This is a genomic window from Enterobacter sp. Tr-810, assembly GCF_011752765.1.
Lineage (GTDB): Bacteria > Pseudomonadota > Gammaproteobacteria > Enterobacterales > Enterobacteriaceae > Enterobacter > Enterobacter soli.
The window spans coordinates 165,627-192,601 of the sequence record NZ_VWWW01000003.1 but is presented as its reverse complement, the minus strand read 5'-3'; the positions used below and the strand labels follow the sequence as shown (position 1 = coordinate 192,601).

At 53.9% G+C, this 26,975-nt stretch carries 26 protein-coding genes and 1 other RNA gene; 12 read left to right on the top strand and 15 right to left on the bottom strand.

Annotated features, from left to right (window positions below):
* Positions 1-11: 11 nt before the first annotated feature.
* The 5 genes from acrB to F3J30_RS11005 all read left to right on the top strand — a co-directional run bounded on the left by acrB (position 12) and on the right by F3J30_RS11005 (position 5,640).
* Complete coding sequence (gene acrB, locus F3J30_RS11025; RefSeq protein WP_166717267.1) at positions 12-3,158, top strand: multidrug efflux RND transporter permease subunit AcrB; 3,147 nt, start codon at positions 12-14, stop codon at positions 3,156-3,158.
* 512 nt (positions 3,159-3,670) lie between these two features.
* Positions 3,671-4,045 carry an Hha toxicity modulator TomB gene (tomB, locus tag F3J30_RS11020; protein ID WP_008499288.1) on the top strand — a complete coding sequence of 125 codons (375 nt, stop codon included), beginning with the start codon at positions 3,671-3,673 and terminating at the stop codon, positions 4,043-4,045.
* Between the two features lie 28 nt (positions 4,046-4,073).
* Positions 4,074-4,292 carry an HHA domain-containing protein gene (locus tag F3J30_RS11015; protein ID WP_014069157.1) on the top strand — a complete coding sequence of 73 codons (219 nt, stop codon included), beginning with the start codon at positions 4,074-4,076 and terminating at the stop codon, positions 4,290-4,292.
* A 212-nt stretch (positions 4,293-4,504) separates the two neighbouring features.
* Positions 4,505-5,056 (top strand): maltose O-acetyltransferase, encoded by a 552-nt coding sequence (gene maa / locus F3J30_RS11010; RefSeq protein WP_166717266.1) that lies wholly within the window; start codon positions 4,505-4,507, stop codon positions 5,054-5,056.
* A gap of 116 nt (positions 5,057-5,172) precedes the next feature.
* Positions 5,173-5,640, top strand: a complete 468-nt coding sequence (locus tag F3J30_RS11005) for a YlaC family protein (RefSeq protein WP_166717265.1) — start codon at positions 5,173-5,175, stop codon at positions 5,638-5,640.
* On the opposite strand, the gene F3J30_RS11000 is transcribed toward F3J30_RS11005, so the two are convergent.
* Positions 5,612-7,072, bottom strand: a complete 1,461-nt coding sequence (locus F3J30_RS11000) for a PLP-dependent aminotransferase family protein (RefSeq protein ID WP_166717264.1) — start codon at positions 7,070-7,072, stop codon at positions 5,612-5,614. The genes F3J30_RS11005 and F3J30_RS11000 overlap by 29 nt on opposite strands.
* A gap of 99 nt (positions 7,073-7,171) precedes the next feature.
* Here F3J30_RS11000 and F3J30_RS10995 point away from each other — a divergent pair, with 99 nt between their 5' ends.
* Positions 7,172-7,882, top strand: a complete 711-nt coding sequence (locus F3J30_RS10995; protein ID WP_166717263.1) for a GNAT family protein — start codon at positions 7,172-7,174, stop codon at positions 7,880-7,882.
* Here the strand turns inward: F3J30_RS10995 and ykgO are convergent.
* Complete coding sequence (gene ykgO / locus F3J30_RS10990) at positions 7,879-8,019, bottom strand: type B 50S ribosomal protein L36 (protein WP_006818844.1); 141 nt, start codon at positions 8,017-8,019, stop codon at positions 7,879-7,881. The genes F3J30_RS10995 and ykgO overlap by 4 nt on opposite strands.
* 2 nt (positions 8,020-8,021) lie before the next feature.
* On the bottom strand, positions 8,022-8,282 hold the full coding sequence (locus F3J30_RS10985; RefSeq protein ID WP_166717262.1) for a type B 50S ribosomal protein L31: 261 nt from the start codon (positions 8,280-8,282) through the stop codon (positions 8,022-8,024).
* Positions 8,283-8,515: 233 nt separating this feature from the next.
* Between F3J30_RS10985 and F3J30_RS10980 the strand changes: the two genes are divergently transcribed.
* A complete protein-coding gene (locus tag F3J30_RS10980; RefSeq protein WP_166717261.1) occupies positions 8,516-10,075 on the top strand; it encodes an EAL domain-containing protein in 1,560 nt (519 codons plus the stop codon).
* A 10-nt stretch (positions 10,076-10,085) separates the two neighbouring features.
* On the opposite strand, the gene F3J30_RS10975 is transcribed toward F3J30_RS10980, so the two are convergent.
* Positions 10,086-10,358 (bottom strand): metal/formaldehyde-sensitive transcriptional repressor, encoded by a 273-nt coding sequence (locus tag F3J30_RS10975; RefSeq protein WP_014069150.1) that lies wholly within the window; start codon positions 10,356-10,358, stop codon positions 10,086-10,088.
* 133 nt (positions 10,359-10,491) lie between these two features.
* On the opposite strand from F3J30_RS10975, the gene F3J30_RS10970 reads away from it, so the two are divergent.
* Entirely contained in the window at positions 10,492-11,292 is an 801-nt protein-coding gene (locus F3J30_RS10970; RefSeq protein WP_166717260.1) for a nickel/cobalt efflux protein RcnA, read from the top strand.
* A gap of 36 nt (positions 11,293-11,328) precedes the next feature.
* On the opposite strand, the gene F3J30_RS10965 is transcribed toward F3J30_RS10970, so the two are convergent.
* The 3 genes from F3J30_RS10965 to F3J30_RS10955 form a co-directional block, all read right to left on the bottom strand.
* Positions 11,329-14,421 (bottom strand): beta-galactosidase, encoded by a 3,093-nt coding sequence (locus F3J30_RS10965; RefSeq protein ID WP_166717259.1) that lies wholly within the window; start codon positions 14,419-14,421, stop codon positions 11,329-11,331.
* Positions 14,422-14,524: 103 nt separating this feature from the next.
* Entirely contained in the window at positions 14,525-15,595 is a 1,071-nt protein-coding gene (locus F3J30_RS10960) for a LacI family DNA-binding transcriptional regulator (RefSeq protein WP_166717258.1), read from the bottom strand.
* Positions 15,596-15,672: 77 nt separating this feature from the next.
* Positions 15,673-16,284 carry a hypothetical protein gene (locus F3J30_RS10955; protein WP_166717257.1) on the bottom strand — a complete coding sequence of 204 codons (612 nt, stop codon included), beginning with the start codon at positions 16,282-16,284 and terminating at the stop codon, positions 15,673-15,675.
* An 86-nt stretch (positions 16,285-16,370) separates the two neighbouring features.
* On the opposite strand from F3J30_RS10955, the gene F3J30_RS10950 reads away from it, so the two are divergent.
* Positions 16,371-17,795 (top strand): PLP-dependent aminotransferase family protein, encoded by a 1,425-nt coding sequence (locus F3J30_RS10950; protein ID WP_166717256.1) that lies wholly within the window; start codon positions 16,371-16,373, stop codon positions 17,793-17,795.
* A gap of 145 nt (positions 17,796-17,940) precedes the next feature.
* Here the strand turns inward: F3J30_RS10950 and F3J30_RS10945 are convergent, their stop codons facing one another.
* From F3J30_RS10945 to ffs, 3 genes are all read right to left on the bottom strand, one after another.
* A complete protein-coding gene (locus F3J30_RS10945; RefSeq protein ID WP_166717255.1) occupies positions 17,941-18,156 on the bottom strand; it encodes a hypothetical protein in 216 nt (71 codons plus the stop codon).
* The gene (locus F3J30_RS10940; protein ID WP_014069143.1) at positions 18,153-18,404 is read right to left on the bottom strand and encodes a hypothetical protein; all 252 of its coding nucleotides are present in this window, start codon (positions 18,402-18,404) and stop codon (positions 18,153-18,155) included. Before F3J30_RS10940 ends, F3J30_RS10945 begins: the two co-directional genes overlap by 4 nt.
* A gap of 277 nt (positions 18,405-18,681) precedes the next feature.
* An RNA gene (ffs, locus tag F3J30_RS10935) (signal recognition particle sRNA small type) lies at positions 18,682-18,778 on the bottom strand.
* Between the two features lie 223 nt (positions 18,779-19,001).
* Here ffs and F3J30_RS10930 point away from each other — a divergent pair.
* On the top strand, positions 19,002-19,409 hold the full coding sequence (locus tag F3J30_RS10930) for a hypothetical protein (protein WP_014069142.1): 408 nt from the start codon (positions 19,002-19,004) through the stop codon (positions 19,407-19,409).
* 71 nt (positions 19,410-19,480) lie between these two features.
* Entirely contained in the window at positions 19,481-19,816 is a 336-nt protein-coding gene (locus F3J30_RS10925) for an MGMT family protein (protein ID WP_166717254.1), read from the top strand.
* 37 nt (positions 19,817-19,853) lie between these two features.
* Here F3J30_RS10925 and F3J30_RS10920 read toward each other — a convergent pair whose 3' ends face one another.
* Positions 19,854-20,378, bottom strand: coding sequence for a YbaY family lipoprotein (locus F3J30_RS10920; protein ID WP_166717253.1), 525 nt, complete (start codon positions 20,376-20,378; stop codon positions 19,854-19,856).
* A gap of 204 nt (positions 20,379-20,582) precedes the next feature.
* Between F3J30_RS10920 and tesB the strand changes: the two genes are divergently transcribed.
* The gene (tesB, locus tag F3J30_RS10915; RefSeq protein WP_166717252.1) at positions 20,583-21,443 is read left to right on the top strand and encodes an acyl-CoA thioesterase II; all 861 of its coding nucleotides are present in this window, start codon (positions 20,583-20,585) and stop codon (positions 21,441-21,443) included.
* Positions 21,444-21,539: 96 nt separating this feature from the next.
* On the opposite strand, the gene amtB is transcribed toward tesB, so the two are convergent.
* The 4 genes from amtB to F3J30_RS10895 all read right to left on the bottom strand — a co-directional run bounded on the left by amtB (position 21,540) and on the right by F3J30_RS10895 (position 26,969).
* A complete protein-coding gene (gene amtB / locus F3J30_RS10910) occupies positions 21,540-22,826 on the bottom strand; it encodes an ammonium transporter AmtB (RefSeq protein ID WP_014069138.1) in 1,287 nt (428 codons plus the stop codon).
* Positions 22,827-22,861: 35 nt separating this feature from the next.
* Positions 22,862-23,200: a P-II family nitrogen regulator gene (gene glnK / locus F3J30_RS10905; protein WP_008503304.1), complete on the bottom strand. Its 339-nt coding sequence runs from the start codon at positions 23,198-23,200 to the stop codon at positions 22,862-22,864.
* 222 nt (positions 23,201-23,422) lie between these two features.
* The gene (locus tag F3J30_RS10900) at positions 23,423-25,204 is read right to left on the bottom strand and encodes a SmdB family multidrug efflux ABC transporter permease/ATP-binding protein (protein ID WP_166717251.1); all 1,782 of its coding nucleotides are present in this window, start codon (positions 25,202-25,204) and stop codon (positions 23,423-23,425) included.
* Positions 25,197-26,969: a SmdA family multidrug ABC transporter permease/ATP-binding protein gene (locus F3J30_RS10895; RefSeq protein WP_166717250.1), complete on the bottom strand. Its 1,773-nt coding sequence runs from the start codon at positions 26,967-26,969 to the stop codon at positions 25,197-25,199. Before F3J30_RS10895 ends, F3J30_RS10900 begins: the two co-directional genes overlap by 8 nt.
* Between the last annotated feature and the right edge of the window lie 6 nt (positions 26,970-26,975).

Below are 26,975 nucleotides of genomic sequence, written 5' to 3'. Positions count from 1 at the left end.
GCCGTTAAGACATGCCTAATTTCTTTATCGATCGCCCCATATTTGCGTGGGTGATTGCCATTATCATCATGCTTGCAGGGGGTCTGGCGATCCTGAAGCTGCCGGTCGCGCAATATCCAACGATTGCGCCACCAGCCGTTTCAATCACCGCGACCTACCCTGGGGCTGATGCCAAAACGGTGCAGGACACCGTGACTCAGGTTATCGAACAGAACATGAACGGTATCGATAACCTGATGTACATGTCCTCAAACAGTGACTCAACCGGTACGGTTCAAATCACCCTGACCTTCCAGTCAGGTACTGATGCGGATATCGCCCAGGTTCAGGTACAGAACAAATTGCAGCTGGCAATGCCGCTGCTGCCACAGGAAGTACAACAGCAGGGTGTGAGCGTCGAGAAATCGTCCAGTAGCTTCCTGATGGTTGTCGGCGTTATCAACACCAACGGCACCATGACCCAGGAGGATATCTCCGACTACGTGGGCGCCAACATGAAGGATGCTATCAGCCGTACTTCTGGTGTGGGTGACGTTCAGCTGTTCGGTTCTCAGTACGCGATGCGTATCTGGATGGACCCGAATAAACTGAATAACTTCCAGTTAACGCCTGTCGACGTTATCAGCGCCATCAAAGCGCAGAACGCCCAGGTTGCAGCCGGTCAGTTAGGTGGTACGCCACCGGTGAAAGGCCAGCAACTTAACGCATCCATCATCGCGCAAACGCGTCTGACCTCAGCGGATGAATTCAGCAAAATTCTGCTGAAAGTGAATCAGGACGGTTCACAGGTTCGCCTGCGTGACGTGGCGAAAGTCGAACTGGGTGGTGAAAACTACGACATCGTGGCGAAGTTTAACGGCAAGCCGGCTTCGGGTCTGGGTATTAAACTGGCCACCGGTGCAAACGCCCTGGACACGGCGACAGCTATCCGTGCAGAACTGAAGAAGATGGAACCGTTCTTCCCGTCAGGTCTGAAGATTGTTTACCCGTATGACACCACACCGTTCGTAAAAATCTCGATTCACGAAGTGGTTAAAACGCTGGTCGAGGCGATCATCCTGGTATTCCTGGTGATGTACCTGTTCCTGCAAAACTTCCGTGCGACGCTGATCCCAACCATCGCCGTACCGGTTGTCCTGCTCGGGACCTTTGCGATCCTGTCGATATTTGGCTATTCGATAAACACCCTGACGATGTTCGGGATGGTACTGGCCATCGGCTTGCTCGTGGATGACGCCATCGTGGTGGTAGAAAACGTCGAGCGTGTAATGGCCGAAGAAGGGCTACCGCCGAAAGAAGCCACCCGTAAATCGATGGGGCAGATCCAGGGCGCGCTGGTCGGTATCGCAATGGTGCTGTCTGCGGTATTTATCCCGATGGCCTTCTTCGGTGGCTCCACCGGTGCTATCTACCGTCAGTTCTCCATCACCATCGTTTCGGCGATGGCGCTGTCAGTCCTGGTGGCGTTGATTCTGACGCCAGCACTCTGCGCCACCATGCTGAAGCCTGTTCAAAAAGGCGGCCATGGCGAACATAAAGGCTTCTTCGGTTGGTTTAACCGCATGTTTGATAAGAGCACCCACCACTACACCGACAGCGTAGGTAACATCCTGCGCAGTACCGGTCGTTACCTGGTGCTGTATATCATCATCGTGGTGGGCATGGCTTACCTGTTTGTTCGTCTGCCAAGCTCGTTCCTGCCAGATGAAGACCAGGGCGTGTTCCTGACAATGGCGCAGCTTCCGGCGGGTGCATCGCAAGAGCGTACCCAGAAAGTGCTGGATGAAGTGACCGATTACTACCTCACCAAAGAGAAAGACAACGTTGAATCCGTGTTTGCGGTTAACGGCTTTGGCTTTGCGGGTCGTGGTCAGAACACCGGTATCGCCTTCGTTTCTCTGAAAGACTGGTCAGAACGTCCTGGTAAAGAGAACAAGGTTGAAGCCATCACCGGTCGTGCGATGGGCACCTTCGCGCAGATTAAAGATGCGATGGTCTTCGCCTTTAACCTGCCAGCAATCGTCGAACTGGGTACGGCTACCGGCTTTGACTTCCAGCTGATTGACCAGGCTGGTCTGGGTCATGAAAAACTGACGCAGGCACGTAATCAGCTGTTTGGTGAAATTGCTAAACATCCTGATCTGCTGGTCGGTGTTCGTCCGAACGGTCTGGAAGATACGCCGCAGTTCAAGGTCGATATCGATCAAGAGAAAGCGCAGGCGTTGGGTGTTTCCATCAGCGATATTAATACCACGCTGGGTGCAGCCTGGGGCGGAAGCTACGTCAACGACTTCATCGACCGTGGTCGTGTGAAGAAAGTGTACGTTATGTCTGAAGCGCAATACCGTATGTTGCCGAACGATATCAATAACTGGTACGTACGCGGCACTAACGGCCAGATGGTACCGTTCGCCGCCTTCTCTACGTCGCACTGGGAATACGGTTCACCGCGTCTGGAGCGTTACAACGGTCTGCCATCGATGGAAATCCTCGGTCAGGCTGCTGAAGGCAAGAGTACCGGTGAAGCGATGGCAATGATGGAGCAACTGGCCAGCAAGCTGCCTTCGGGTATTGGCTATGACTGGACGGGGATGTCCTATCAGGAACGTCTGTCCGGTAACCAGGCCCCTGCCCTGTACGCAATTTCACTGATTGTCGTGTTCTTGTGTCTGGCAGCGCTCTATGAGAGCTGGTCGATTCCGTTCTCCGTTATGCTGGTTGTTCCACTGGGTGTTATCGGCGCACTGCTTGCCGCAACGTTCCGTGGTCTGACTAACGACGTTTACTTCCAGGTGGGCCTGCTGACAACCATTGGCTTGTCGGCGAAGAACGCGATACTTATCGTGGAATTCGCCAAAGACTTGATGGAGAAAGAAGGTAAAGGCCTGATTGAGGCGACGCTTGATGCAGTTCGTATGCGTCTGCGCCCAATCCTGATGACGTCTCTGGCGTTTATCCTCGGCGTTATGCCGCTGGTTATCAGCTCTGGTGCTGGCTCCGGTGCGCAGAACGCAGTAGGTACAGGTGTAATGGGCGGTATGGTCACCGCGACCGTTCTCGCTATCTTCTTCGTACCGGTGTTCTTCGTGGTGGTTCGTCGCCGCTTCAGCCGTAAGAATGAAGATGTTGAGCATAGTCATTCAGTAGAACATCACTGATACCGGTTTCACCCGATAAAAAGGCCGCATTAGCGGCCTTTTTCATTCGCACTAAAAATCATAAATTACGCTTATTGTCGGATTATTTATTTTCTGCCATCTTAATAAGGCATATCATATTTAACCGTTAACTTAATCGAAGAGCTTATGGTTTTTTTAATTTCATTTCGCCTCTTAGATTATTAGGAATATTCCTAATAAATGACGCGAAGCTGCAGAAAATCCGAATCTGGACTTCATTTGAAGGTAAATGCTAACTCGATGAAACATAAGGAAGCCGTAAAAGACAAGGTCTGATTAAGTTAAAAAAATCACGTCCAAACCAGACTATTGCGTAAACGCTCGCAAACTCGCTTTTTAATTGTAATTTTTCGTAATAGCGCGATGAAATCTTGAACGGAGTGGCTTATAGTTAGAGATATCAGGAACACAGCACGTTGCGGCTAAGTATGTTGTATCCATCCCGACATTGATGCTCGGTGAGTAAGAAATCACTCAGAAGGGGATGCGCTATGGACGAGTACTCGCCAAAAAGGCATGATATCGCGCAGTTGAAATTTCTCTGCGAATCCTTGTACCATGACTGCCTTGCCAATCTCGATGAAAGTAACCACGGCTGGGTGAATGATCCAACGTCTGCCATCAATTTACAGCTAAATGAGTTGATAGAGCATATAGCGACCTTCGCACTTAATTATAAAATTAAGTACAATGAAGATAATAAACTGATTGAGCAAATTGACGAATACCTGGATGACACCTTTATGTTGTTCAGCAGCTACGGCATTAACGCACAGGATTTGCAAAAATGGCGTAAATCGGGAAACCGCCTATTCCGCTGTTTCGTCAACGTGAGCAGAGCGAACCCTGTTAGCTTATCCTGTTAAAATTATTACAATGACTAAGGTGAATTTTATGTCTGATAAACCATTAACCAAAATCGATTATTTGCTGCGTTTGCGACGTTGTCAGTCAATAGACACGCTTGAACGTGTTATTGAAAAAAATAAATACGAGCTTTCTGATAATGAACTGGCTGTATTTTATTCAGCGGCTGACCACCGTCTTGCAGAACTCACCATGAATAAGTTGTATGACAAAATCCCTTCTTCTGTATGGAAGTTTGTACGTTAATCACGAACTGCTGACCGTTGAGACTGAACACCACTTTCTAAGCTGAATTCACCTTTCGTATTGCTAACCCTGTGAGCCGGACAGGCCCCCTTAACAAATGTGCTTATCCGCAACAATGTTGTGACTGTAATCACACTCCTTTTTCGGGAACGTTCCCATTCTGGTTTATGACCATTACCCTGTAGGTGATCGATTTTTCCAGTGAGGCTCCCATGAGTGAAGAAAAGCAAAAGATGATTGCAGGTGAACACTACCGTCCCGGTGACGATACATTACGGGCCGATCGCTTGCGTGCCCGCCAGCTGGTTCATCGTTACAACCACACGTCTCCAGACGACAAACCAGAACGGCAGTCGATCCTGGCTGAATTACTGGGACAAAGCGAAGGGGCCTATATTGAGCCCAGTTTCCGCTGTGATTACGGCTACAATATCTATCTTGGCACAGCGTTTTACGCTAACTTTGACTGCGTGATGCTCGACGTCTGCCCAATCCATATTGGTGATAACTGTATGCTCGCGCCGGGCGTTCACATCTATACGGCAACACATCCGCTGGATGCCATCGAGCGCAACAGCGGTGTTGAATACGGTAAGCCGGTGACCATCGGTAATAACGTCTGGATCGGCGGGCGTGCGGTGATAAACCCTGGCGTGACGATTGGTGATAATGTGGTGGTGGCCTCTGGGGCCGTTGTCACGAAAGATGTCCCCGCCAATTCGGTCGTCGGGGGTAATCCCGCCAAAATCATCAAAATGCTGTAAGGGTGTGTCGGGTAACTGTTATGATCTTTCCCCGCATAACTGTTACTTTTTTCACCCCACCCGCTCCACTAAAATAGGCAGATCCCCTGTATTTTCAAAATTCATGAAGGTAAAAAATGACAGAGATACAGCGCCTGCTCACCGCCACCATCGACGACCTGAACATTCGCGAAAAGCGCGACAATCGCCCGCGCTTTAGCATTAGCTTTATTCGTAAGCATCCTGGTCTGTTTGTTGCGATGTACGCCGCCTGGCTTGCCACGCTGATTGTGATGCTGCGTTCCGAAACCCTGGTGGATTCGGTCTGGCTTCTGGTTGTGTTGTTTGTGGTGTTTAACGCGTTCTTCTTCTTCGACGTTAATCCTCGTTATCGTTACGAAGATATCGATGTACTCGATTTTCGCGTCTGCTATAACGGCGAATGGTACAACACTCGCTTTGTGCCCTCTGAGCTCATCGACAGCATTCTCCACTCACCCGACGTAAACTCCGGGCAAAAAGAGAAGCTGCAAAAAATGGTCGCCACCAAAGGTGAACTCTCATTCTACGATGTATTTACGCTGTCCCGCCCTGTTGCAGCGTAATCAGGTGTTGTAAACGTCGGATACCGGACGTGAACTGAGAAGCAGAGGTATTGCCGTATCCTAATACCAGGCCGGTTTGCCCCTTATTTGTATCAAGGTAGTATCCGCTCAATGCAGCAGGTGCCAGCTGAAAAGCCCTTGCCTGCTGCACAATGGCTTTATCATCAATCCCGTCAATAGCCACCGTCAGATGCATTCCGCCCTCGCCTGCCAGAACGCGGTGCTCCACGCTAAGTTCAGCATTCAGCACCTCACGTAACTGTCTGTACCGTTTACGATAAAGTCGACGCATTGCCGCAAGGTGTCGCGCATAATGTCCCTCTTCAATAAACAACGCCAGAGTACGCTGTTCCGCGCGATGCCCGCCGCGCAACAATGCGCCAATTGCCGGTTGTGCCGCCTTCGCCAGCGCAGGGGGTAACACCATAAAGCCAATACGAAGCGAGGGAAAAAGCGTTTTGCTGAAGGTGCCCAGATAGACCACCGGCGCGTGCTTTATCATGCCTGACATAGCCGGAACCGGCTCACCGGTGTAGCGAAATTCACTGTCATAGTCATCTTCCACAATCCACGCCTTTTGCGCCTGAGCCAGCTCCAGCAGCGCCAGACGCCGACGGGCGCTGAGTACACTGCCATAAGGAAACTGGTGTGAAGGTGAAGTAAAAATGAGTGAGGGAGCGTCTGAATGCTGCCCCTCCCAGCACATCCCTTCATCATCAACGGGCATCCCGACCATCGTGAGCCCTGTTTTGGCGAACGCGCTTTTTGCCCCTGCATAACCGGGATCTTCAATCCAGGCGATACCCCCGGGTTCGCTCAGGAGCAACGTGCAAAGGTTAACGCCTTCGAGCGCGCCTTCGGTGATGACAATCTGGCTGGCATCGCAGGTGATACCGCGTGATAACGCAAGGTGCCGGGCAATGGCCTCTCGCAAGGATAGCTCCCCTGCGGGATCCCCATAGCCCAATAGGGCACTGCCCTCTTCCCGCAGTACCCTGTCGTATAAACGCCGCCATAGTGGCAGTGGAAAATAGTTAATGGCGGGCGTTCCCGGAGTAAATGCAGGAACCGGCGTTCCCCGTGGCGTAGGCACAGGCAATAATGAAACGCGTTTTGCGAGCGCGACGGCAGGCTCGGGTGACGGATGGGCAATATTGCGCTTTGCCAGCTGTGCAACCCGCGTACCCTGTCGGTTGCGCAGCAAATAGCCTTCAAGCGTGAGCTGCTCCAGCGCGGCATTCACCGTGTTACGTGAAAGCCCAAGCTGCCGCGCGATGACGCGAGAGCCTGGCAATCGCGATTCCGCCTGCAGCCGTCCGTGCAAAATAGCCTCCCGCAAAGCGAGATAGAGCGCGCGTTGCAGCGTTTCTGCTCCGCGCTTTTTCAGCGTATCCAGGATCAGGGTATAAAATTCATCGCCAGGTATATTCATCTCTCCTCCGTGGTACCAACAAAACATATCCTGGTGGTTCTTTTTAAGGAACCAGTTATTTCATAACCTGAATGTCTTTACACCACCACGGAAATTAACATGAATACATTCAATCAGTTTGGGCAACCCATCGGGGAAGAACTTGTCGACTGGCAGCCACGCCAGCATCCGGACAGAGTGGTACTTAATGGCCGTTACTGCCGCCTTGAGCCGCTGCGTGTAGAGCACGCCGGGGCGCTGTTTACCACCTATCAGCAGGCTGAAGACACCCGCAGCTGGACCTGGCTATTACGTGAACCGGATACAACGGTTGCTGAGTATTCTCAGTGGATTGCCAGCGTATGTGAGCTATCCGACCCGATTCATTTCGCCGTCATCGACAACCAAACGCAGTTGCCGGTGGGCTCTCTGGCCCTGATGCGCATTGATCCTAAGAATGGCGTGGTGGAAGTCGGGCATGTGCATTTTTCACCGCTCATGAGCCGCTCACCGTTGTCCACAGAAGCGCAATACCTGCTGATGCGTTACGTGTTTGACGAGCTGGGATACCGCCGTTACGAGTGGAAGTGCAATAGCCTGAACGAACCCTCACGTCGCGCCGCACTGCGTCTGGGGTTCCAGTATGAAGGGCGTTTTCGTCAGGCGCTGGTGGTAAAAGGCCATAACCGGGATACCGACTGGTTTTCCATCCTTGATAAAGAGTGGCAGGCCCTGGAGTGTGCTTTTCAGAGCTGGCTTGCCACCGACAATTTTACCGCCGATGGCAAGCAGATAAGATCCCTGGAAAGTTGGCGCGAAACACGTTTTTAGCGTTTTTTCTTACGTCCCTGCACCGCTTTAAAACGTGGGTTGGACTTACAAATAACGTACAAGCGCCCTTTGCGTTTGACTATCTGGCAATCGGGATGGCGCTGTTTTGCACTGCGTAGTGAGTTAAGTACCTGCATGATTAGCCTCGTTTGGCGTTAAGAAAGCCACCAAAGCGCTGGCGGAAACGTGCCGCACTGCCTTCGGTTGAGAATGACTTCTGCTTACCGGTGTAGTACGGATGCGATTTTGACGATACCTCGATGGTGACATACGGGAATGTTTCACCGTCGAGTTCAATTTCGCGATCGGTTTTGATAGTCGAACCGACTTTAAAATATTCATTGGCACTGGTGTCGTGGAAAACGACGGTGCGATAGGCTGGGTGGATATTGGGTTTCATCGTAGACTCTTCATGTTTTGTTATAACATAACAAAATACTATCCGAGTCATGCTGCAAAAACAACCCCGCACAATGCTTCATCCTGCCATTGTTTTTTTCTGATTCGCCTTCGCTGGACTGAAATCCATCCCCATCACGTGCTATAACTATATCATTTCGCAATAAAATATTTCTCCTCTGGCGAGCAGACTCTGTGCCCCGGAAGCGGGCATCTGAGAAAGGAAACAGCAGCATGAGAACCCGACATTTGGTCAGCCTGGTGACCGGCATTCTGATCTTTTCCGTGCTCGTTCCCATTTGTCTCAGCGTCTGGCTGGCCCACCGCCAGGCGGAACATGAATTTATCGACGCGCTGGACAGCTATTCATCACGCGTGTTGGTTCGCACGGAAAGGGTTGTTCAGCAGGCTAAAGATGCGCTGAAGCAATTAGAGAGTTTCGAAGGCGTTCCCTGTAGCCCGCTGCAAATGCGCGAAATGCGTCGGGTAGCGTTCTCTGCACGCTACATCCAGGAAGTGATGTACCTCAATAACCTGAAACCGCTATGCTCTTCCCTTGAGCAAGCCAGTAACGCCTCTTCGTTCCCACCGCCGATGCGGATCACTGCTGATGGCTATAACGCCTGGCTGACCCAGCAAAACGATCTTGGATTTAATCGCTACATGGCCGCGCTGGGACACGGGCATTACCTGGTGATGGTCGACCCCGCCTCGCTGGTCGATGTGATTCCTTTTGGCGCACTCCCTGTTGATGCCGCCCTGGTAGGCGTTGCCAGCAACAGCGTTTTTGCCAGCAGCAGCACGCTTGATCCCCACGTCCGTGAACTCCTGGAAAACCGGGGCGTGACACATCTGCAATACAAGGGCGCGATGTATGTTACGAAGCCGGTCCCCGATCTGGGCTTTACCATTGTCGCCTGGGCCACGCTAAAACCACTCGATGAAAGCTGGCATCAGCAGCTTCTGTTCTGGCTCCCTTTTGGCATTCTGGTGAGCCTTATCGCCGCGCTTTTTGTGCTGCGTATCTTGCGCCGGATCCAGTCGCCAGGAAATCGCCTGCTTGACGCCATTAACAGCCGTGAATTTGTCGTTCACTATCAGCCGATTATCGCTTTGGGCAGTGGGAAACTGGTGGGTGCCGAGGCGCTGACGCGCTGGCCGCAGCCGGACGGAAGTCACCTTTCACCCGATATTTTTGTGCCGCTGGCCGAGCAGACCGGGCTTATTTCGCAATTAACCCAGTTGGTTTTCGAGAAAGTTTTCGAGGATATGGGAAGCTGGTTACAGCAGCACCCAGGCCAGCATATCTCTGTTAACCTGGCCCCCGCCGATTTGACGTCCGGTAAGCTGCCGCCACTGTTAAGCCGCCTGTTGAACCAGTGGCGAGTTCACCCGCAGCAAATTGCCCTTGAACTGACCGAACGCGGCTTTGCCGATCCGAAAATCAGCGCACCGGCCATTGCGGCATTCCGTCGTTCCGGGCACGCGATTTACATTGATGATTTTGGAACCGGCTATTCCAGCCTCAGCTATCTTCAGGATCTGGATGTCGACACGCTCAAAATTGATAAATCCTTCGTCGATGCGCTGGAGTACAAAAACGTGACGCCGCATATCATTGAAATGGCGAAGTCTCTTGATCTGGCGATGGTGGCGGAAGGCATCGAAACGCAGGGGCAGCTTACGTGGCTGCGCAGCCACGGCGTGCAGTACGGACAGGGGTGGTATTACAGTAAGGCACTCCCGAAACTGGAATTTATACTCTGGGCTGAGCACAACCTCGAGCACACATAAGGCGCAATCTCTATTTGAGATAGGATTTCATCACCTGCAAAACCACGCCAAGATCGGCTTCGCGCTGCGCCTCTTCGGGTTCTTTGACCACATGATCGGTTAAGTGCCCTTCGATCACCTGCATCATCATGCCGTTCACCGCACCGCGGATCGCCGCCAGCTGCTGAAGCACCTCTGCGCACTCATGATCGCTGTTGAGCATTTTTTCCAGTGCGGAACTTTGCCCCTGAATTTTCTTCAGGCGGGTCAATAACATCTTCTTGTGGCGAACCGTATGCGACATCTCACTCTCCCTTATTTTTTGCCACTGAAGCATAACACGCTCTACTCCCCCTGAGTATTTTTCTACTGGGGGGTAGTATTAGACTACTGGGGGGGAGTAGTATCAGAGCACTTTTTCTTCCCCGGTATTCTTAATGAACGATTTCACTTCACTCCTGCAACAAGGCAACGCGTGGCTGTTTGTGCCGAGCGCAATTCTGCTGGGTGCTTTGCATGGCCTTGAACCTGGGCACTCAAAAACGATGATGGCCGCGTTTATTGTGGCGATCCGCGGTACGCTTAAACAGGCGATCCTGCTGGGGCTGGCAGCAACGTTTTCCCATACGGCGGTGGTCTGGATCATTGCGATGGCAGGTTTATGGTTTGGCCGTGGCTGGGATGCAAATACCTCTGAACCCTGGTTCCAGCTGATTTCAGGCGTGATGATTATTCTGATCGCGCTATGGATGGCATGGAGAACCTGGAAAGAGAACCAGCCACACGGCCACCACCATGAACACGAACATCACCATCATGCTCACCACGATCATTCGCATCAACTGGTTGATGAAGCGTGGCAAGACGCCCACCAGCGCGCACATGCTCAGGACATTAACCGTCGCTTTAAGGGGCAGAACGTCACGACAGGGCAGATAGCCATGTTCGGGTTGACCGGTGGACTCATCCCCTGCCCGGCCTCCATTACGGTGCTATTGATCTGCCTGCAACTGAAGCATTTCGCGCTGGGCGCTACGCTGGTGTTGAGTTTCAGTATTGGTCTGGCATTAACGCTGGTTGCCTCAGGCGCCATTGCCGCCCTGAGCCTTAAACATGCCACCAAACGCTGGCCGGGATTCAGTGAGTTTTCACGAAAAGCGCCGTGGATCTCAGCGGCACTGATAACAGTGGTGGGAATTTATATGAGCATTCACGGGTTAACCGGGATCCTTGCCTGAGCCATGCGGCCACAAAACGTGGCCGCATCTTTTGCGTTACTGCGTCTTTTGCTGCCAGCTAAAGGTGTAGTGCAACTGGCGGGTATGCAGGATAAATTCTGGCGACACGCTCGGGCTCCACGAATCATCGCCACCCACGCCCATATGGAAAGCATCCAGATTTAACCAGCAACCCGGCTCTTCCCTCAGCAGATGCTGATGTGTGGTATCACGCAGCTGCTGCTGGCTGTAACGACTCAACGAGAAATGGAAATCCCCGGCGAACCGATGAGCGCCAAATTCAAGCGCACGGGTATCGCAACGCAAGCCATTCTCCGTCGGGAAAATATAAGGCGTTTGCAGGGCATTAAGCGGTAATTCCCAGCGCCCCTGTTGCGCCGCCAGTTTTCGGTCCGGGTAGTTTTCGTGCGGCCCAAGCCCCTGCCAGCTCACGGTTTCAGGCGTTTGGGCAAGCTGACAATCCAGCCCGATACGCGCAGGCTCAGGAATATCAGATGCAACCTGCACCCGCACATCACCATACAATACCCCGTTGCTATCGACCTGCCAGGTTTTGCGGCTAAGGAACAGCGTTTTGCCCTGGTGTTCCCAGGCATGAAGCGTGCTGACAACAACATCGCCGCTATGCTGTTCACCGTCACACTGCAATAACCGGGCAGACATATCGTACATGCCCGCCGCTTTCCAGCGCTCGACCCAGGCATTAGGATCAATGCGGGTGGCCTCACTCACGCCAATATCATTATCCAGCGGCGCACGGGTAAAGTTATCCGTTAGCGGGGAAAGCAGGGTTTCAGCGCCCTCATTCCACCACTGCGTCAGATCCCCTGAAACACGGTCAAAGTGCCAACGCTGCTGCTGATGGGTTATTTCCAGTACTGTCTCTTTCACCGTTAACAACGGCGTTACGCCCGGCTGCGGGGCTGGCGCAATATACAGTGGCGCAGGAAGCGGCCACTGCTCCCAGGCGCAGCGATGATTTGCCGACGACCACGGCGTGCTTTGCGTCTGATACACCTCGACATTCAGCCAAACATCGCCCGGCGCAGCCTGTAATTCTGGCAGTGCGATCTCTACATGCTGTGTACCCTGCGGGGGCATACTCAGGGTAATGTCGCCCGCTCCCAGCACATTCCCTTCCCGGGTGATCGTCCATCTCAGCTGTTCGTTATCGGTGTTGCGGAACAGGTAGTCACTTTTAATCTCAATCACCAGTGGCGAGGTACTTACCAGGCTAAAGGTGAAGAATTGCTGCGTGCGCTGGGCTTCATACAATGCCGGATGCGGCGTGCGGTCAGGGAACACCAGTCCGTTCAGGCAAAACTGTCGGTCATTCGGTTTATCACCAAAATCACCACCATACGCCCAGAACACATTGCCGCTTTCGTCTTTCTTCGTCAGCGCCTGGTCAACCCAGTCCCAGACGAACCCGCCCTGCAAACGCGGGTGGGTTCGAAACGCCTGCCAGTATTTTGCAAAGCCACCGAAACTGTTGCCCATTGCATGAGCGTATTCGCACAAGATCAGCGGACGTGTTTCATCCGGCATCCCGATCCATTTCTTGATTGACCATTTCGGTACGGCCGGGAACGGCTGATCCTGATCAACGCGCGCATACATCGGGCACACAATGTCAGTTGCTGCGGTATTTGCGCCACCGCCTTCGTACTGCACCGGACGGGTCGGATCGGTGGTTTTCAGCCAGCGGTAGAGCGCATCGTGGTTAGCACCGTGGCCGGATTCGTTTCCGAGCGACCAGATGATAATCGACGGATGATTACGGTCGCGCAGCACCATGCGGGTGACGCGCTCGCTCATGGCGGGCAACCAGCGCGGATCGTCAGCCAGACGGCTCATCGGCACCATGCCGTGCGTTTCAATGTTGGCTTCATCTACCACGTACAGGCCATAGCGATCGCAAAGCGTGTACCATAACGGATGGTTGGGATAATGCGAACAGCGCACCGCGTTAAAGTTGTGCTGCTTCAGCAACTCGATGTCGCGGCGCATGGTGGCTTCATCCATCACCTGCCCGTTTTCAGGGTGATGTTCATGCCGGTTAGCGCCGCGAATCAGTAACGGTTTGCCATTGAGTTTAAGCAGGCCGTTGCTTATCTCTACACGTCGAAAGCCCACGTCACAGGCCTCGCACTCGATGACCCGCCCCTGCGCATCCCTCAGCGCAATCGTCAGGCGATACAGCGCCGGAATTTCGGCGCTCCATAATGCAGGTGCCACAACAGGCATCGACACCGTTAAGCGCTCGGCCCAGTTGCCGCGCTCATCCACAATTTCCGAGCCGGGGCGCTGGGTTGCCGTGGCGCACGGCTCACCGTTTCGCCACAGGGTAAGCGCCACGTCACACTCAGCGTATTGGCTTCCGGCAAGTGCCACGTCCACCCTGAGCACCGCCCGGTCTAATTCGGTATTTAACTCAGTGACAACATGGTAATCCGCAATCTGCGTTTCCGGTTTATGCAGTAACGACACATCGCGGAAGATACCGCTCATCCGCCACATGTCCTGATCTTCAAGATAGCTCCCGTCACACCAGCGCAGCACCATGACTGCTACGCGGTTCAGGCCCGGACGAAGTACTGTCGAGAGATCAAATTCAGCAGGCAGACGGCTGTCCTGGGAATAGCCAATCCAGTGGCCGTTACACCACAGATGAAAAGCTGAATTCACCCCATCAAAGATAATTCGGGTCTGCCCGCTCAACAGCCATGCATCGTCCACCTCAAATGTGAGCGAATAACAACCCGTAGGATTTTCTTGCGGGACAAAGGGCGGGTTAACGGCAAAAGGGTAAGTGACGTTGGTATAAATTGGGGTATCAAAGCCCTGCATCTGCCAGTTAGACGGCACGGGCATCGGAACAGCGTCGTCGCAGTTTTCATCTACCCATTCTTGCGGAACACGTTCTGGCGCGGCATAAAAGTTGAAACGCCACTCCCCGTTAAGAGAACGCTTATTCAAGGCTTTCTGCTCATCTCTGGCGTGTTGTTCATCACGCCAGCTGTGAAACGGTGCGTGGGCCGCCAGCCGGTTCCACTGTGTAACACCAGGATTTTCCCAGTCCCGACGAGCCAGAAGTGCGCTGAGTGTCAGCGGCGATGTGTTTGACATATTATCCTCTATGCGAAGCGCTCACAATTTATGTCAACATGCCCTGGCAAAACCTTGCGGTAAAGCGTCCGATCGCGGCGAAGCGAGTCAGATCACAAAAGTCCTATTCGCGTGCTAATTGTTCAGCCAGGAGTGCCAGGGTTTTCAGCTGCCGGGCCAGATCTTCACGATCCGCCTGCTGCGACGTGCGGCGGGCGCTGGAGTGACGGGTAATAAGGGTCACCGGAAGTTGCGTTTGCCAGCATTCGTTGCCGGAAGACGCGGTCAGTAGCCACTCAACGCTGCGTTCGCCTGCCTCACGAAATGCCTGGCGAACCGTGGTCAATGGCGGAGAGAACCAGGCGCTATCGGTTGTGTCATCAAAACCCACAACGGAGATCTGCCCGGGCACAGCAATGCCTTTTTCCGCGCAGGCGCGCATCACCCCTAACGCCATCTGATCGTTCGCTACCAGAATCGCCTCCGGCAGCGCCGGGCCCGATATAAGCTGATGACCCTTTTCGTAACCGGAGGCGGCACTCCAGTCACCGAATGCTACACCGGCAGGTTCAAGCCCGGCCTGCGCCAGCGAAGCCTGCCACCCGACCCGGCGTGCTCTGGCAGAGACAGAGCTTTCAGGCCCATTCAGCAGGGCAATACGCTGATGGCCCAACGAGATAAGATGTTCAGCCCCCAGTTGTGCTCCCTGGGCTGCATCAAAGACCAGGCTATTAACCGGCGCAGAGGGTGAAACATCCAAAAACAGCACCGGCACGGGTGATGCCAGCGCCCTGAGTTGTTCGGCTTCAGCGTCTTCCAGCGGCACGTTCACCAGCAGCCCGTCAACACGTTGCGCCAGGAGTTCCTGCACGGCGGCCTGACAGCGTTGTGGGTGTTCCACCATAGAAATCAGCACACTCGCCCCCTTCTCCACCGCACGAGTTTTTACCGCAGAAGCAATTTGCGAAGGGGCGTGAAGCGCCAGATCGGTTGTAATCAGACCCAGCGTTCGGGTGCGTTTACCCGCCAGCTGTTGCGCGCCACGGTTGGGCACATAGTTCAGTTCCGCCATGGCCTGCTGCACCTTTTCCCGCGTGCGGGCGGAGACATGCTCCGCATCATTTATCACGCGGGAAACGGTCTGATAAGAAACCCCAGCGAGGAGGGCTACGTCATAAAGAGTGATAGCTTTCATGCATTCTGACATCGCGACAAGAGATGCCGATATTCTGGCACAGCCGCGCCGTTAATACTTGTGAGCGCTTCGCATAATTAAACAACTTGCTCAGGCTGAGGTATCTTTTGCACCTGCGGCTTCTGGCGAAACCAGGGCAGGCAGATCTGGATCAGCGGGCCAATGGTTAATGCATACAGCACCGTACCGACACCGAACGACCCACCAAGCATGATACCAATCAGTAACACCGATACCTCAATGGACGTACGCACACTGCGGATAGACCAGCCCAGTCGGGCATGAATGCCTGTCATCAGGCCGTCGCGGGGGCCAGGCCCAAAACCGGCGCCAATATACATCCCTGTCGCTATCGCATTAACCACAATGCCCGCTACCAGCAGAGCAATACGCAGGGGAAGTGAAGTCAGCTCAGGGATCAGCGCCATCGTCGCATCGGCAGCCAGGCCAATACAAATGACGTTACTTATCGTGCCAAGCCCAGGCCACTGCCGCAGCGGGACCCAAAACAGCAGCACCGCAGCACCGGTTAAAATAATCACTGTACCAATGCTCATACCCAGCTGTATTGCCACCCCAAGGTGAAATACGTCCCACGGATCGACACCCAGATCGGAACGAATAAACATTGCGGTTGAAAGACCATACAGCCCTAATCCGACATAAAGTTGTACCAGACGACGTAACATTTTTATCTTCTCCGAAGAACCAGGCTTTCATCTTCGGCGAAAATGGTCTTATGATTAATGTCCAGTTTTCAAATAGTGGACTGCATATGTCATCTCGTCGTTTTGGTAGTCAGTCACTGGTACGCTTGTTAGGCCACTGGCAGCAAACCACATCCCGCACACCACTCTGGCGACAGCTGGCAGATGCCTTGCGCCTGCTTATTCTTGATGGCCGGCTGGCACTTAACACCCGTTTGCCGGGCGAGCGTGAACTGGCCTCTTCGCTGGACGTCAGTCGTACCACCATCAGCAGTGCATTAGCCCGCCTACGGGATGAGGGTTATCTGGAGAGTCGTCATGGCAGTGGTTCACGCGTGATCCTGCCGGATTCCCGGGCCGTACCGACTCTCTCTGCGGCAAGCGTAGCACTGGATCTTTCCACCGCGGCACTCAACGCCGGGCCGGAAATTCACCAGGCCTATACGTACGCGCTATCGGCCATTACGCAGTATCTTTCGCTCACGGGTTACGATCAGTCCGGATTACTGGCCCTACGGGAAGCCATTGCCGCACGCTATACCGCACGCGGGCTGGCGACTCGAGCAGACGAAGTGATGGTCGTCAACGGCGCAGTCAGCGCCTTCGCGCTGGTGTTACGCATGATGACGGGCCCCGGTGACCGCGTTGTGGTGGATCATCCAACCTACCCGCTGGCCATCGCCGCTATCCAGGGGGCGTTGTGTCGTCCGGTAGGCGTCTCCTTACCACAAACGGGCTGGGATACCGACGGTTTCGCCGCAACGCTTGCGCAAACCGCGCCACGCCTGGCCTACCTGATGCCGGATTTCCATAACCCGACAGGGCGCTGTATGGACATCCCGACCCGCAAAGCGATAACCGACATTGCCGCACAGACCCGCACCACACTGGTTGTCGATGAAACCATGGTGGATCTCTGGTTTGATTCTCCACCGCCCCCGCCGCTGGCATCCTTTAACCCGGAGGCGACGGTCATCACCCTGGGCTCGGCAGGAAAAAGTTTCTGGGGTGGCCTGCGTCTGGGCTGGATCCGCGCGTCATCGCGCACCATTGCTACCCTCGCCCAGACTCGCGATACCCTTGATTTGGGCTCACCGGTGCTGGAACAGCTGGCAACGCTGTGGCTTATCGAAAACGGCGACACGTTTTTGCCTGCCCGACGGCAAATGCTGGCCGAACGCCGTAAGCGGTGCGGTGAACTGCTGCGTGAACATTTCCCGGAGTGGTCTTTCTACGACGCGGAAGGCGGGCTTTCTTACTGGGTGGAACTGCCAGGAATGCAGGCAACACAGCTTGCCGCACGGGCAGAAACGCTGGGGATTAATCTGGGTACCGGAACACGATTTGGCCTGTCGGGGGCGTTTGACCGCTATTTGCGTATGCCCTTTACGCTTGACCCGGCAGAGCTTGAGGGCGCGCTGATGAGAATCAAGCCGCTGTGGACGGCATTAAATAAAACCACGGCCCCTGCCATAAAAAGGAGCATTGTTTAATGTGATGAAGATTAAATCTGGGGTTGAAATTTACGCTGGTTACATAATGACCCGTGATTATTATCACAAATAATTTCACAGCGAAATTAAGAATAAAAACTGCTGACTGAAATGAATGCAGTCAGCAGTTTTCACAGAATGGTACTTAGTGCTGAGGAGGAATAGGGAAACCCTTAAGAGAAATAACGAAGCTTTCTCCTTCTTTCTTTATTTTTGCGCCAGTATCACACCAGTCAGACGCAATCCGAAAGAACTCATCACTACCTACATTCCAGCCAAGACGTACATGCTTCACATAGCCTGAACGCAACAAATCGCAGGCCTCTTTGTAGTCATTGGCAGTTGACAGTTGTTGTTTCATTTTCTCTTCTTCAGAAGTTTACGTAGAGCCTTGATTTCTTTAGGAGTAAAAGGAGTTACACTCTCTTCTTCCGTATGCTGATTATCAATATCCTCTTCCGATACTCCCACCTCTTCTACCGCTTCAAATGCCAGCTGTAGCAGTTTCTCTGTGGTCACGCTTAAATTCTCATTATTTACTTCTGCGTAGTGGCGAAGTCTTTCTTTTAGCGCTTCATCAATCTTAACGTTTAATACCGCAGTAGCCATGATTGTCACTTCCCTTCGGAATAAGTTCTTTATTTAATACACGAAGTTAACAATGTAATCCAGATTTATATTTTTTACTTATGACAGAAAAAAGACATCCGAATATAAAATGGCAGTCTATTATTACATGTTTATGACAATAATATTTCAGTTGAATGAATGATATATTACATATTGAATTAAATACCTTTAATTCCTGTGGAATTAGGCAACAAGCACAAGGTTGGGGAACGAAAAAGATTCGGTAAAATCTGAGGAGAGCAGAAATGGGTGGGGGCCCTGCCAGCTACATCCCGGCACACACGTCGTCTGCCCTGGCTGCTTCCTTCCGGACCTGACCTGGTGAACAGAGTAGCGTTGCGGGAGAACCAACAGAGCCCCCATTGAGAGCGTTGTTAACCAACGCGCTGGCGCATTATCCCTGTGCTGTCCGGCAATTGCAAGCCGCTGGCATTCGGATGACGGTTTATTGCACAACCGTGATGCAACTTAAGGCAGGTAACAGCCAGAGAAGTACAGATTGCGAGTCTCTTCGCAGTAAATTAGCGCGCCTATGCCACACTGTTCGAATGCGTTTCATTCATGCAGGGCACATCCATGATTAGCACATTACCCCAGACACTGACGCTCGCTATGCCGGCCATCGATGGCGTAACCCTTCACCACAAGGGGCTGAATTACCTGCGTCCTGAACTGCTGCTGGATTTCGTGACCATCAGCGAACAGCCGATGCTTTTTGTCACGCCTGTTGCCGTGCTCTATTCCACGGTCGGTGTGGTGCGTTACGTCAATCTGCGCAGAATTCCTGTCGCCGTTTCCGGGCGGGTGATTTATCCAATCTGCTCGCAGGCCCTGCCCGACCTGCGTGCCAAACTCATCATCAATACCCAGGCAAGGAAACTGAAGTTTCTGGAAAGCCTGGTGGCAATGCGTGAACAGCCCGCTGCCAGCAGCACAAAAGTGATCGGCCTGGCACTGGAATTCACCGTCCAGCAGCCCTCCTGAGCAGGGTTATTGCGCCTTCACAATCTACCAGGGGTCGCTTATCCTGTGGTTTTTCTTGTCTGGTAAACACAATGGACGCTTTCGATTCGATTCCCGAACCGTTACCTGACTCATTCCCTGTCAGAGTCTGGCAGATTGTCGCCTCAATACCCGAAGGCTACGTAACCACTTACGGAGATGTCGCCCGACTGGCAGGCTCACCCCGCGCGGCACGTCAGGTCGGCGGCGTATTGAAACGGTTACCGGAAGGCAGCACCCTACCCTGGCATCGGGTGGTTAATCGTCACGGGACCATCTCACTGACAGGCCCGGATTTACAGCGCCAGCGTCAGGCATTGCTTGCTGAAGGTGTACAGGTGTCGGGGGGCGGGAAAATCGATTTACAGAAATATCGCTGGGTGTACTAGAAAGCTGCCCTCTTCACCGGGAAGAGGGCATAGGTCATTACTGCTGGATTGAGGCAGGTGGCTCAGCGGCAACTGGCGGCTGCGCTGAAACAGGAACTTCTGTCTGCTGTACCGCAACCAGATTCAGATCGGCTTTTGTCCCACCGTGGTTAATCACTTCCTGAACCGTATCAGTGATAAACATCAGTTTACCGTTAACGGTGACTGCTGCACTCAGCAATATACGCGCATTAGGCTGGATCTCAGCCGGGTTGTACGGCAACACGAAGCTGAACGGAGCCTGTTTACCGATGGTACGCACCGCTCTTTGCGACAACACTTTGGCAGGTGCATCAGCCAGGGAGGCATCCGACAGGGTGACCGTTAACACAGCGTCTGGCGGTAAAGCCACTTTCTGACGGATCCATACCGTACCAGAAACGTTAGGCTGAGAGGTCTGCTGCGAAAGCGTGTCAACAGTATTTGGATCCGGCGCTGGCGCCTGGGTATTGGCGTGCTTACCTGCGCAGGCCGTCAATGCCACCGCTACCGCTAAACCACTTACTATGTGCACGAGTTTCATTGAAGTCTCCTTATCATCAATGCACCAGCGGGATCGATCCCATCCGATGTCGTTAACATTTAGATAACGTAACAAGTGTGGCACAAATCACTGATTAATGCCTAATTTCAGCCCGATATTCAGATTATTCTACCCATCGGACCACTTTCAAATCTGCGTTATACTCTGCTTATCTTTCGCCACGGCGTTTTATTGAGGACAACTATGAGTCAGGCACTGAACAATCTGCTGACATTACTGAACCTGGAAAAAATTGAGGAAGGACTCTTTCGCGGACAGAGCGAAGATTTGGGCTTACGCCAGGTCTTCGGCGGGCAAGTCGTTGGACAGGCATTGTATGCCGCTAAAGAGACCGTCCCGGCAGACCGTCTGGTGCACTCTTTCCACAGCTACTTCTTACGCCCTGGCGACAGCGCCAAACCGATTGTTTATGACGTTGAAGTGCTGCGTGACGGCAACAGTTTTAGTGCCCGCCGCGTGGCCGCCATTCAGAATGGCAAACCTATCTTTTATATGACAGCCTCTTTCCAGGCGCCGGAACCGGGTTATGAGCATCAGAAAGTGATGCCGCCATCCCCATCGCCAGAAGAGCTTAAATCAGAAACCGATATCGCGCGTGCGCTGGCGCACCTGCTGCCACCGCAGGTGAAAGAGAAATTCCTGTGCGATAAGCCGCTGGAAATTCGCCCTGTCGAGTTCCATAACCCGATGAAAGGCCATGTTGCTGAGCCAAAGCGTCAGGTGTGGATCCGCGCCAACGGCACTGTGCCGGAGGATTTCCGCGTCCATCAGTATCTGCTGGGTTACGCATCAGACTTCAACTTCCTGCCGGTTGCCCTACAACCGCACGGCGTTGGGTTCCTGGAAAAAGGGATGCAGGTTGCGACGATTGACCACTCCATGTGGTTCCACCGCCCGTTCAATATGAATGACTGGTTACTCTACAGCGTGGAAAGTACGTCGGCATCCAGCGCTCGCGGGTTTGTACGCGGCGAGTTTTATACTCAGGATGGCGTTCTGGTGGCATCGACGGTGCAGGAAGGGGTAATGCGTAATCGGGGGTAATTTTGTGCGGCCTGATGCCCTCACCCTGACCCTCTCCCACCGGGAGAGGGTACAAACATGAAAAACGGCAACCTGAGGTTGCCGTTTTGCTGTTTATCAGGCGTTATACGCATTCTCGCCGTGGCTGTTGACGTCCAGACCTTCGCGTTCCTGTTCTTCGGGAACACGCAGACCGACGGTCATGTCAGCCAGTTTATAGCCGATAAAGGCCACAACGGCAGACCAGACAACGGTGATGGCGATACTTTCCAGCTGTACCAGCACCTGGTGAACCATGGTGACGCCTTCTGCGTAACCCACTCCACCCAGTGATTTCGCCGCAAAGATACCGGTCATGATACACCCGATGATGCCGCACACGCCGTGCACGCCGAACACATCGCAAGGGTCATCAACGCGCAGAACACGTTTCAGCGCAGTCACACCCCACAGGCCAGCCAGCCCCGCAACCAGACCGATAAGCAGCGCGCCACCTACACCTACATAGCCACACGCAGGGGTGATACCAACCAGACCGGCGATCGCACCAGAACATGCACCCAGCAGAGAAGGTTTACCGCGAACAGCCCACTCGCCAAATACCCAGGAGAGGATAGCGCCCGCCGTGGCAATAACGGTATTCACGAAGGCCAGCGCAGCGATTTCGTTCGCAGCACTTGCTGAACCGGCGTTGAAACCGAACCAGCCAAAGTAGAGGATAGCCGTACCGGTAAACACCATTGGCAGGTTGTGTGGTTTGAAGGCTTCTTTGCCAAAGCCCACACGTTTGCCAATCAGGTATGCACCAACCAGGCCTGCTACCGCAGCGTTAATGTGCACAACAGTACCGCCCGCGAAGTCCAGCGCACCGTGCGTCGCCAGCAGACCACCGCCCCACACCATATGCGCAATCGGCACGTAGGAGAGCGTCAACCAGACCACCACAAAGATCAGCACCGCAGAGAAGCGAATACGCTCAGCCAGTGCACCCACAATCAGCCCCACAGTGATACAGGCGAACGACCCCTGGAAGGCAACGTGGATGTACTGATAGAAGCTGCCCATCAGCGCGGTCAGTTCGATATTTTTCAGCATCGCCCAGTTGAGGTTGCCGAAGAAGGCGTTGCCTTCGCCAAAAGCCAGCGAGTAACCGTAGACCACCCACAGCACGCACACCAGTGCGAACGTCACGGCAACCTGCGTCAGCATGGAGAGGACGTTTTTACCGCGGATCAGGCCGCCGTAGAACAGCGCAATGCCCGGGATAGTCATGAACAGCACCAGCGCGGTGCAGATCATCATAAAGGCGTTATCGGCTTTGTCTGCCACCGCAGGGGCAGCCATTGCCAGGCCTGGCAGCAGTGCCAGCGAACCCAGACCCGTTTTGATTGTTGCTATCTTCATTTTCTCGATCCCTATCACTGTGTGCCAGGAGTTACTTACAATGCCGCTTCGTCGGATTCGCCCGTACGGATACGAATCACGCGCTGCAACTCGGCAACGAAAATTTTGCCGTCGCCAATTTTGCCGGTGTAGGCCGCTTTGCTAATGACATCAATCACTTCATCAAGCTGATCGTCAGCGATTGCGACATCAATCTTCACTTTAGGCAGGAAGTTAACGCTGTATTCCGCCCCACGATAAAGCTCGGCATGACCTTTCTGACGACCAAAGCCTTTCACTTCGGTGACAGTCAGTCCCTGAATACCCATGGAAGACAATGCTTCACGAACGTCTTCAAGTTTGAATGGTTTGATTACAACCGTAACCAGCTTCATAAATCCCCTCCAGTCAGAATTCGGTAATGGCCGCAGCTAACACGCAGGAGATATTGCAAGGGGTGTGCCAGAATTGAAAAAAGGGGGAAAAAGCGGCGCAATGAGCACGGCAGGGCATTCTGTGATGGAGTGGCGAAAAAAAACGCACCATGACAGTGCATGATGCGTTTCAGTTTTGCACCAACAGTTGTGAGTGTTAGCGCCTTGCCTGATTTTGGTGCATCAGGCGCTGAGCGACTCCTCTTCGCGCGCACTGGCAGCCAGCTCTTCACCCGCCAGCTGCAACTGGTACATCTGCCAGTAACGCCCTTTCGCCTCTAACAGCTGGCGATGCGTCCCGCGCTCAACGGCCTGGCCGCGATGCAGCACCAGAATAGTATCGGCATCAACAATCGTTGACAGGCGGTGGGCGATGACGACAAGCGTTGTATGATCGCGCACGGCTGCCAGCGCCTGCTGGATAGCCTGCTCCGTACCGGAGTCGATACTGGCGGTTGCCTCATCAAGAATGAGCACTTGCGGCGTTTCAATCAGTACCCGCGCCAGCGCCAGCAGCTGTTTTTGCCCAACCGAGAGATTGTTCCCCTGCTCGCCCAGTCGGGTGTCGATACCCTCGGGCAGACCGCGTGCCAGCTCTGCCAGCTGCACGGTTTCCAGCACCGCCCAGACCTGCTCATGCGTATAAGGCCTACCCAGCGTGACGTTGGCGTAGAAGGTATCCGCCAGTACCACCGGGTCTTGCTGCACCATTGCCACCCCTTTACGCAGCACATTGTGGCTCAGGGAAGACAGTGGACGCCCGTCCAGGCGGATCTCCCCTTTTGTCAGCGGGTAGTAACCCATCAGCAAACTGGCGAGGGTGCTCTTACCGCTACCGGTATGGCCCACCAGCGCCACAAAGCCGCGTGACGGCACATCAAGGCTAACGTCCTGGAGGACAAGCCGGTCATCACGATAAGCAAATGAGACATTATCAAAGGTAATAGCACCGCTTTGCAGACTACGGTCATCATCACCGTAGGTCTGACGCGGCCGGTCCATAAGCTCAAAGACGCGCTCTCCCGCAACCACGGCCTGTTGCAGCATGGATTGCTGCGTGGTGAGCTCAATCAGCGGTTCATTGAGACGCCCAAGATAACTAATAAAGGCATACAACACGCCCACTTCAATAGTGCCGCCTGACGTCAGACCAAACAGCATCAGCAAGCCGCAGAGCACCAGCGCAGAGAAAAGACTCAGCAAAGGACGTAACAGGAAACCATCCAGGCGCAGCGTCTGCATTCGCGCCATGTAGTGTGAACGACTGGCCTCCCCCATTCGCTCGCCAAAACGTGCCTGCTGGCGGAACTGCTGGATGACGCTCATGCCGTTGATCACTTCGTTGAAGCCATCATTGATATCGGCCAGATACGCACGCACGCGACGAACAATCGGCGTGCTGTAGCGTTGATAGATAACCATCACAATCAGCACTGCCGGGAAGATGGTGATCGCCACCAGCGCCATGCGCCAGTCGAGGCTAAACATCGCCACCAGCATTGCGCCAATCAACGCCGCACTGCGTAATACCGTCGCCACGACGGTGACATACAGATCCCGGATAACTTCCGTATCGTTGGTCACCCGCGAGATAACTTGCCCGACAGGCTGAGTATCGAATTCGCTCAGCGGCTGGCGCAGCGCCGCATCCATCACGTCCGTGCGTAACTGCTGCACGACGCCGACGGCCGCGCGGTTAAACAGCAACGACTGCGTATAGTGCAGCCCGGCAGCCGTCAGCTGTAGCCCAATGTAGGCAACGCCTAATCCCGCCACCAGCCCCAGCGGCAGATAGTGTTTCGCCACCATGTTATCGATGAAATAACTGATGAGCAGCGGGCCGCTCACTTCAGCAATCGCCGCGATCCACAGCAGAAGGACGGCAATCGACAGCGGTTTGCGCCACGGCGAACCATAGGAAAGCAGTCGTTTTAACGTTGGCCACATCGTTCCCAGCTTACGCATTGGTGGTCTCCTCATCCTGCTCCGGAGCATCATCCAGCGCAGCTTCAAGCTGCTGATAACGATACATATCGCGATACCAACCGGGTTGTTCTGTCAGCTGGTCGTGCTGCCCGCGCTGGGCGATGTGCCCGTGCTGCATCACCAGAATTTCACTGGCTTCGGTCAGCGCCGACAAACGATGCGCGCTAATGATCACCGTACGCCCTTCGCCCCACTGGCGCAGGTTGTGCAGGATCTGATGTTCAGTACGGCCATCCACCGCCGAAAGCGCATCATCCAGGATCAGGATTTCAGCGTTCAGCAGCAGCGCGCGGGCAATCGAAATACGCTGTTTTTGCCCACCGGACAGCATCACGCCACGTTCGCCCACTTCGGTGTCATAGCCCTGCGGCAGACGCAAAATATCGTCATGAACGCTGGCAAGACGCGCGACATGTTCAATCTCTTCCTGCGTCGCCGTTGGGTGGCCGAGAGCAATGTTATTCGCCACAGTGTCAGAGAATAAAAACGGTGTCTGGCTGACCACCGCCAGGCGGCTGCGCCAGTCGTCCAGCAGCAGGCGCGTCAGCGGGATATTGTGGAAGCGAATATCCCCCTGAGTCACATCAAAGTGACGCTGAATAAGCGAAAGCAGAGTGCTTTTGCCGGAACCCGTCGGGCCGCAAACGCCCAACATCTGGCCCGGTTGCAGCGTGAAATTGACGTTTTCAAGCACCGGGTGTTCCGTTTGCGGGTAGGAAAACGAACCGATATCCGCTTTCATTATCCCGCGCCCTTCCGGCACCGTTTCACTGCCGTCGTTAACCACTGGCGCTTCGGCCAGCATGGCGCGAATGCGGCTGTAGGCAGCGCTGCCTCGCTCAACAATGTTAAACATCCAGGCCAGCGCCAGCATTGGCCAAATCATCAGCCCCAGATACATCGCGAAACTGGTTAACTGGCCAAGCGTCATCATGTCGTGTACCACCATCCAGCTACCGCCGCCGATAGCCAGCAGGTTCGCCATACCGATAGCGATATAAATCGTCGGGTCAAAACGCGCGTCGATCCGCGCCACCCGCATGTTTTTCGCTCCGGTATCCGCCGCATCGGCAGCAAACAGCGCGGACTGTCTGTCTTCCAGACCAAAGGCTTTGATCATGCGGATACTGGTCATGCTCTCCTGGGTGCGGTCGTTGAGTGATGAAAACGCCGCCTGCGCCAGTTTGAAACGCTCATGCAGTTTTTCGCCGTAGCGATTGATCGCCAGCGCCATCAGCGGCATCGGCAGCAGAGCCAGCAGCGTCAGTTGCCAGCTGATTTGCGTCGACATCACAATCAGTACCGCGCACCCCATCACCAGAGAGTCCACCAGGGTTAACACCCCTTCCCCGGCGGCAAACACCACACGGTCAACGTCGTTGGTGGCGCGGGCGATTAAATCCCCGGTACGGTGACGCAGGTAAAATTCGGGATGCTGGCGGCTCAGCTGGCGGTAAAAGTCTTCACGCAGCTCAACGGCGAGCTGATAAGACGCCCCGAATAACAGGACGCGCCAGACGTAGCGCAGCAGGTAGACTATCACCGCTGTCAGCACCAGCGTGCCAATCCACATCAACACCCGTGCGGTGGTGTAATGCTGTTCGGTGACGCCATCCACCACATATCCCACCACTTTGGGCGGGATCAGTTGCAGAATGGCAATGATAATAAGCAGGCAGACTGCGCCGAGATAGCGTTGCCACTCCCGACGAAAGTACCAGCTTAGTTGGGCAAATAATCGCACGCGGTA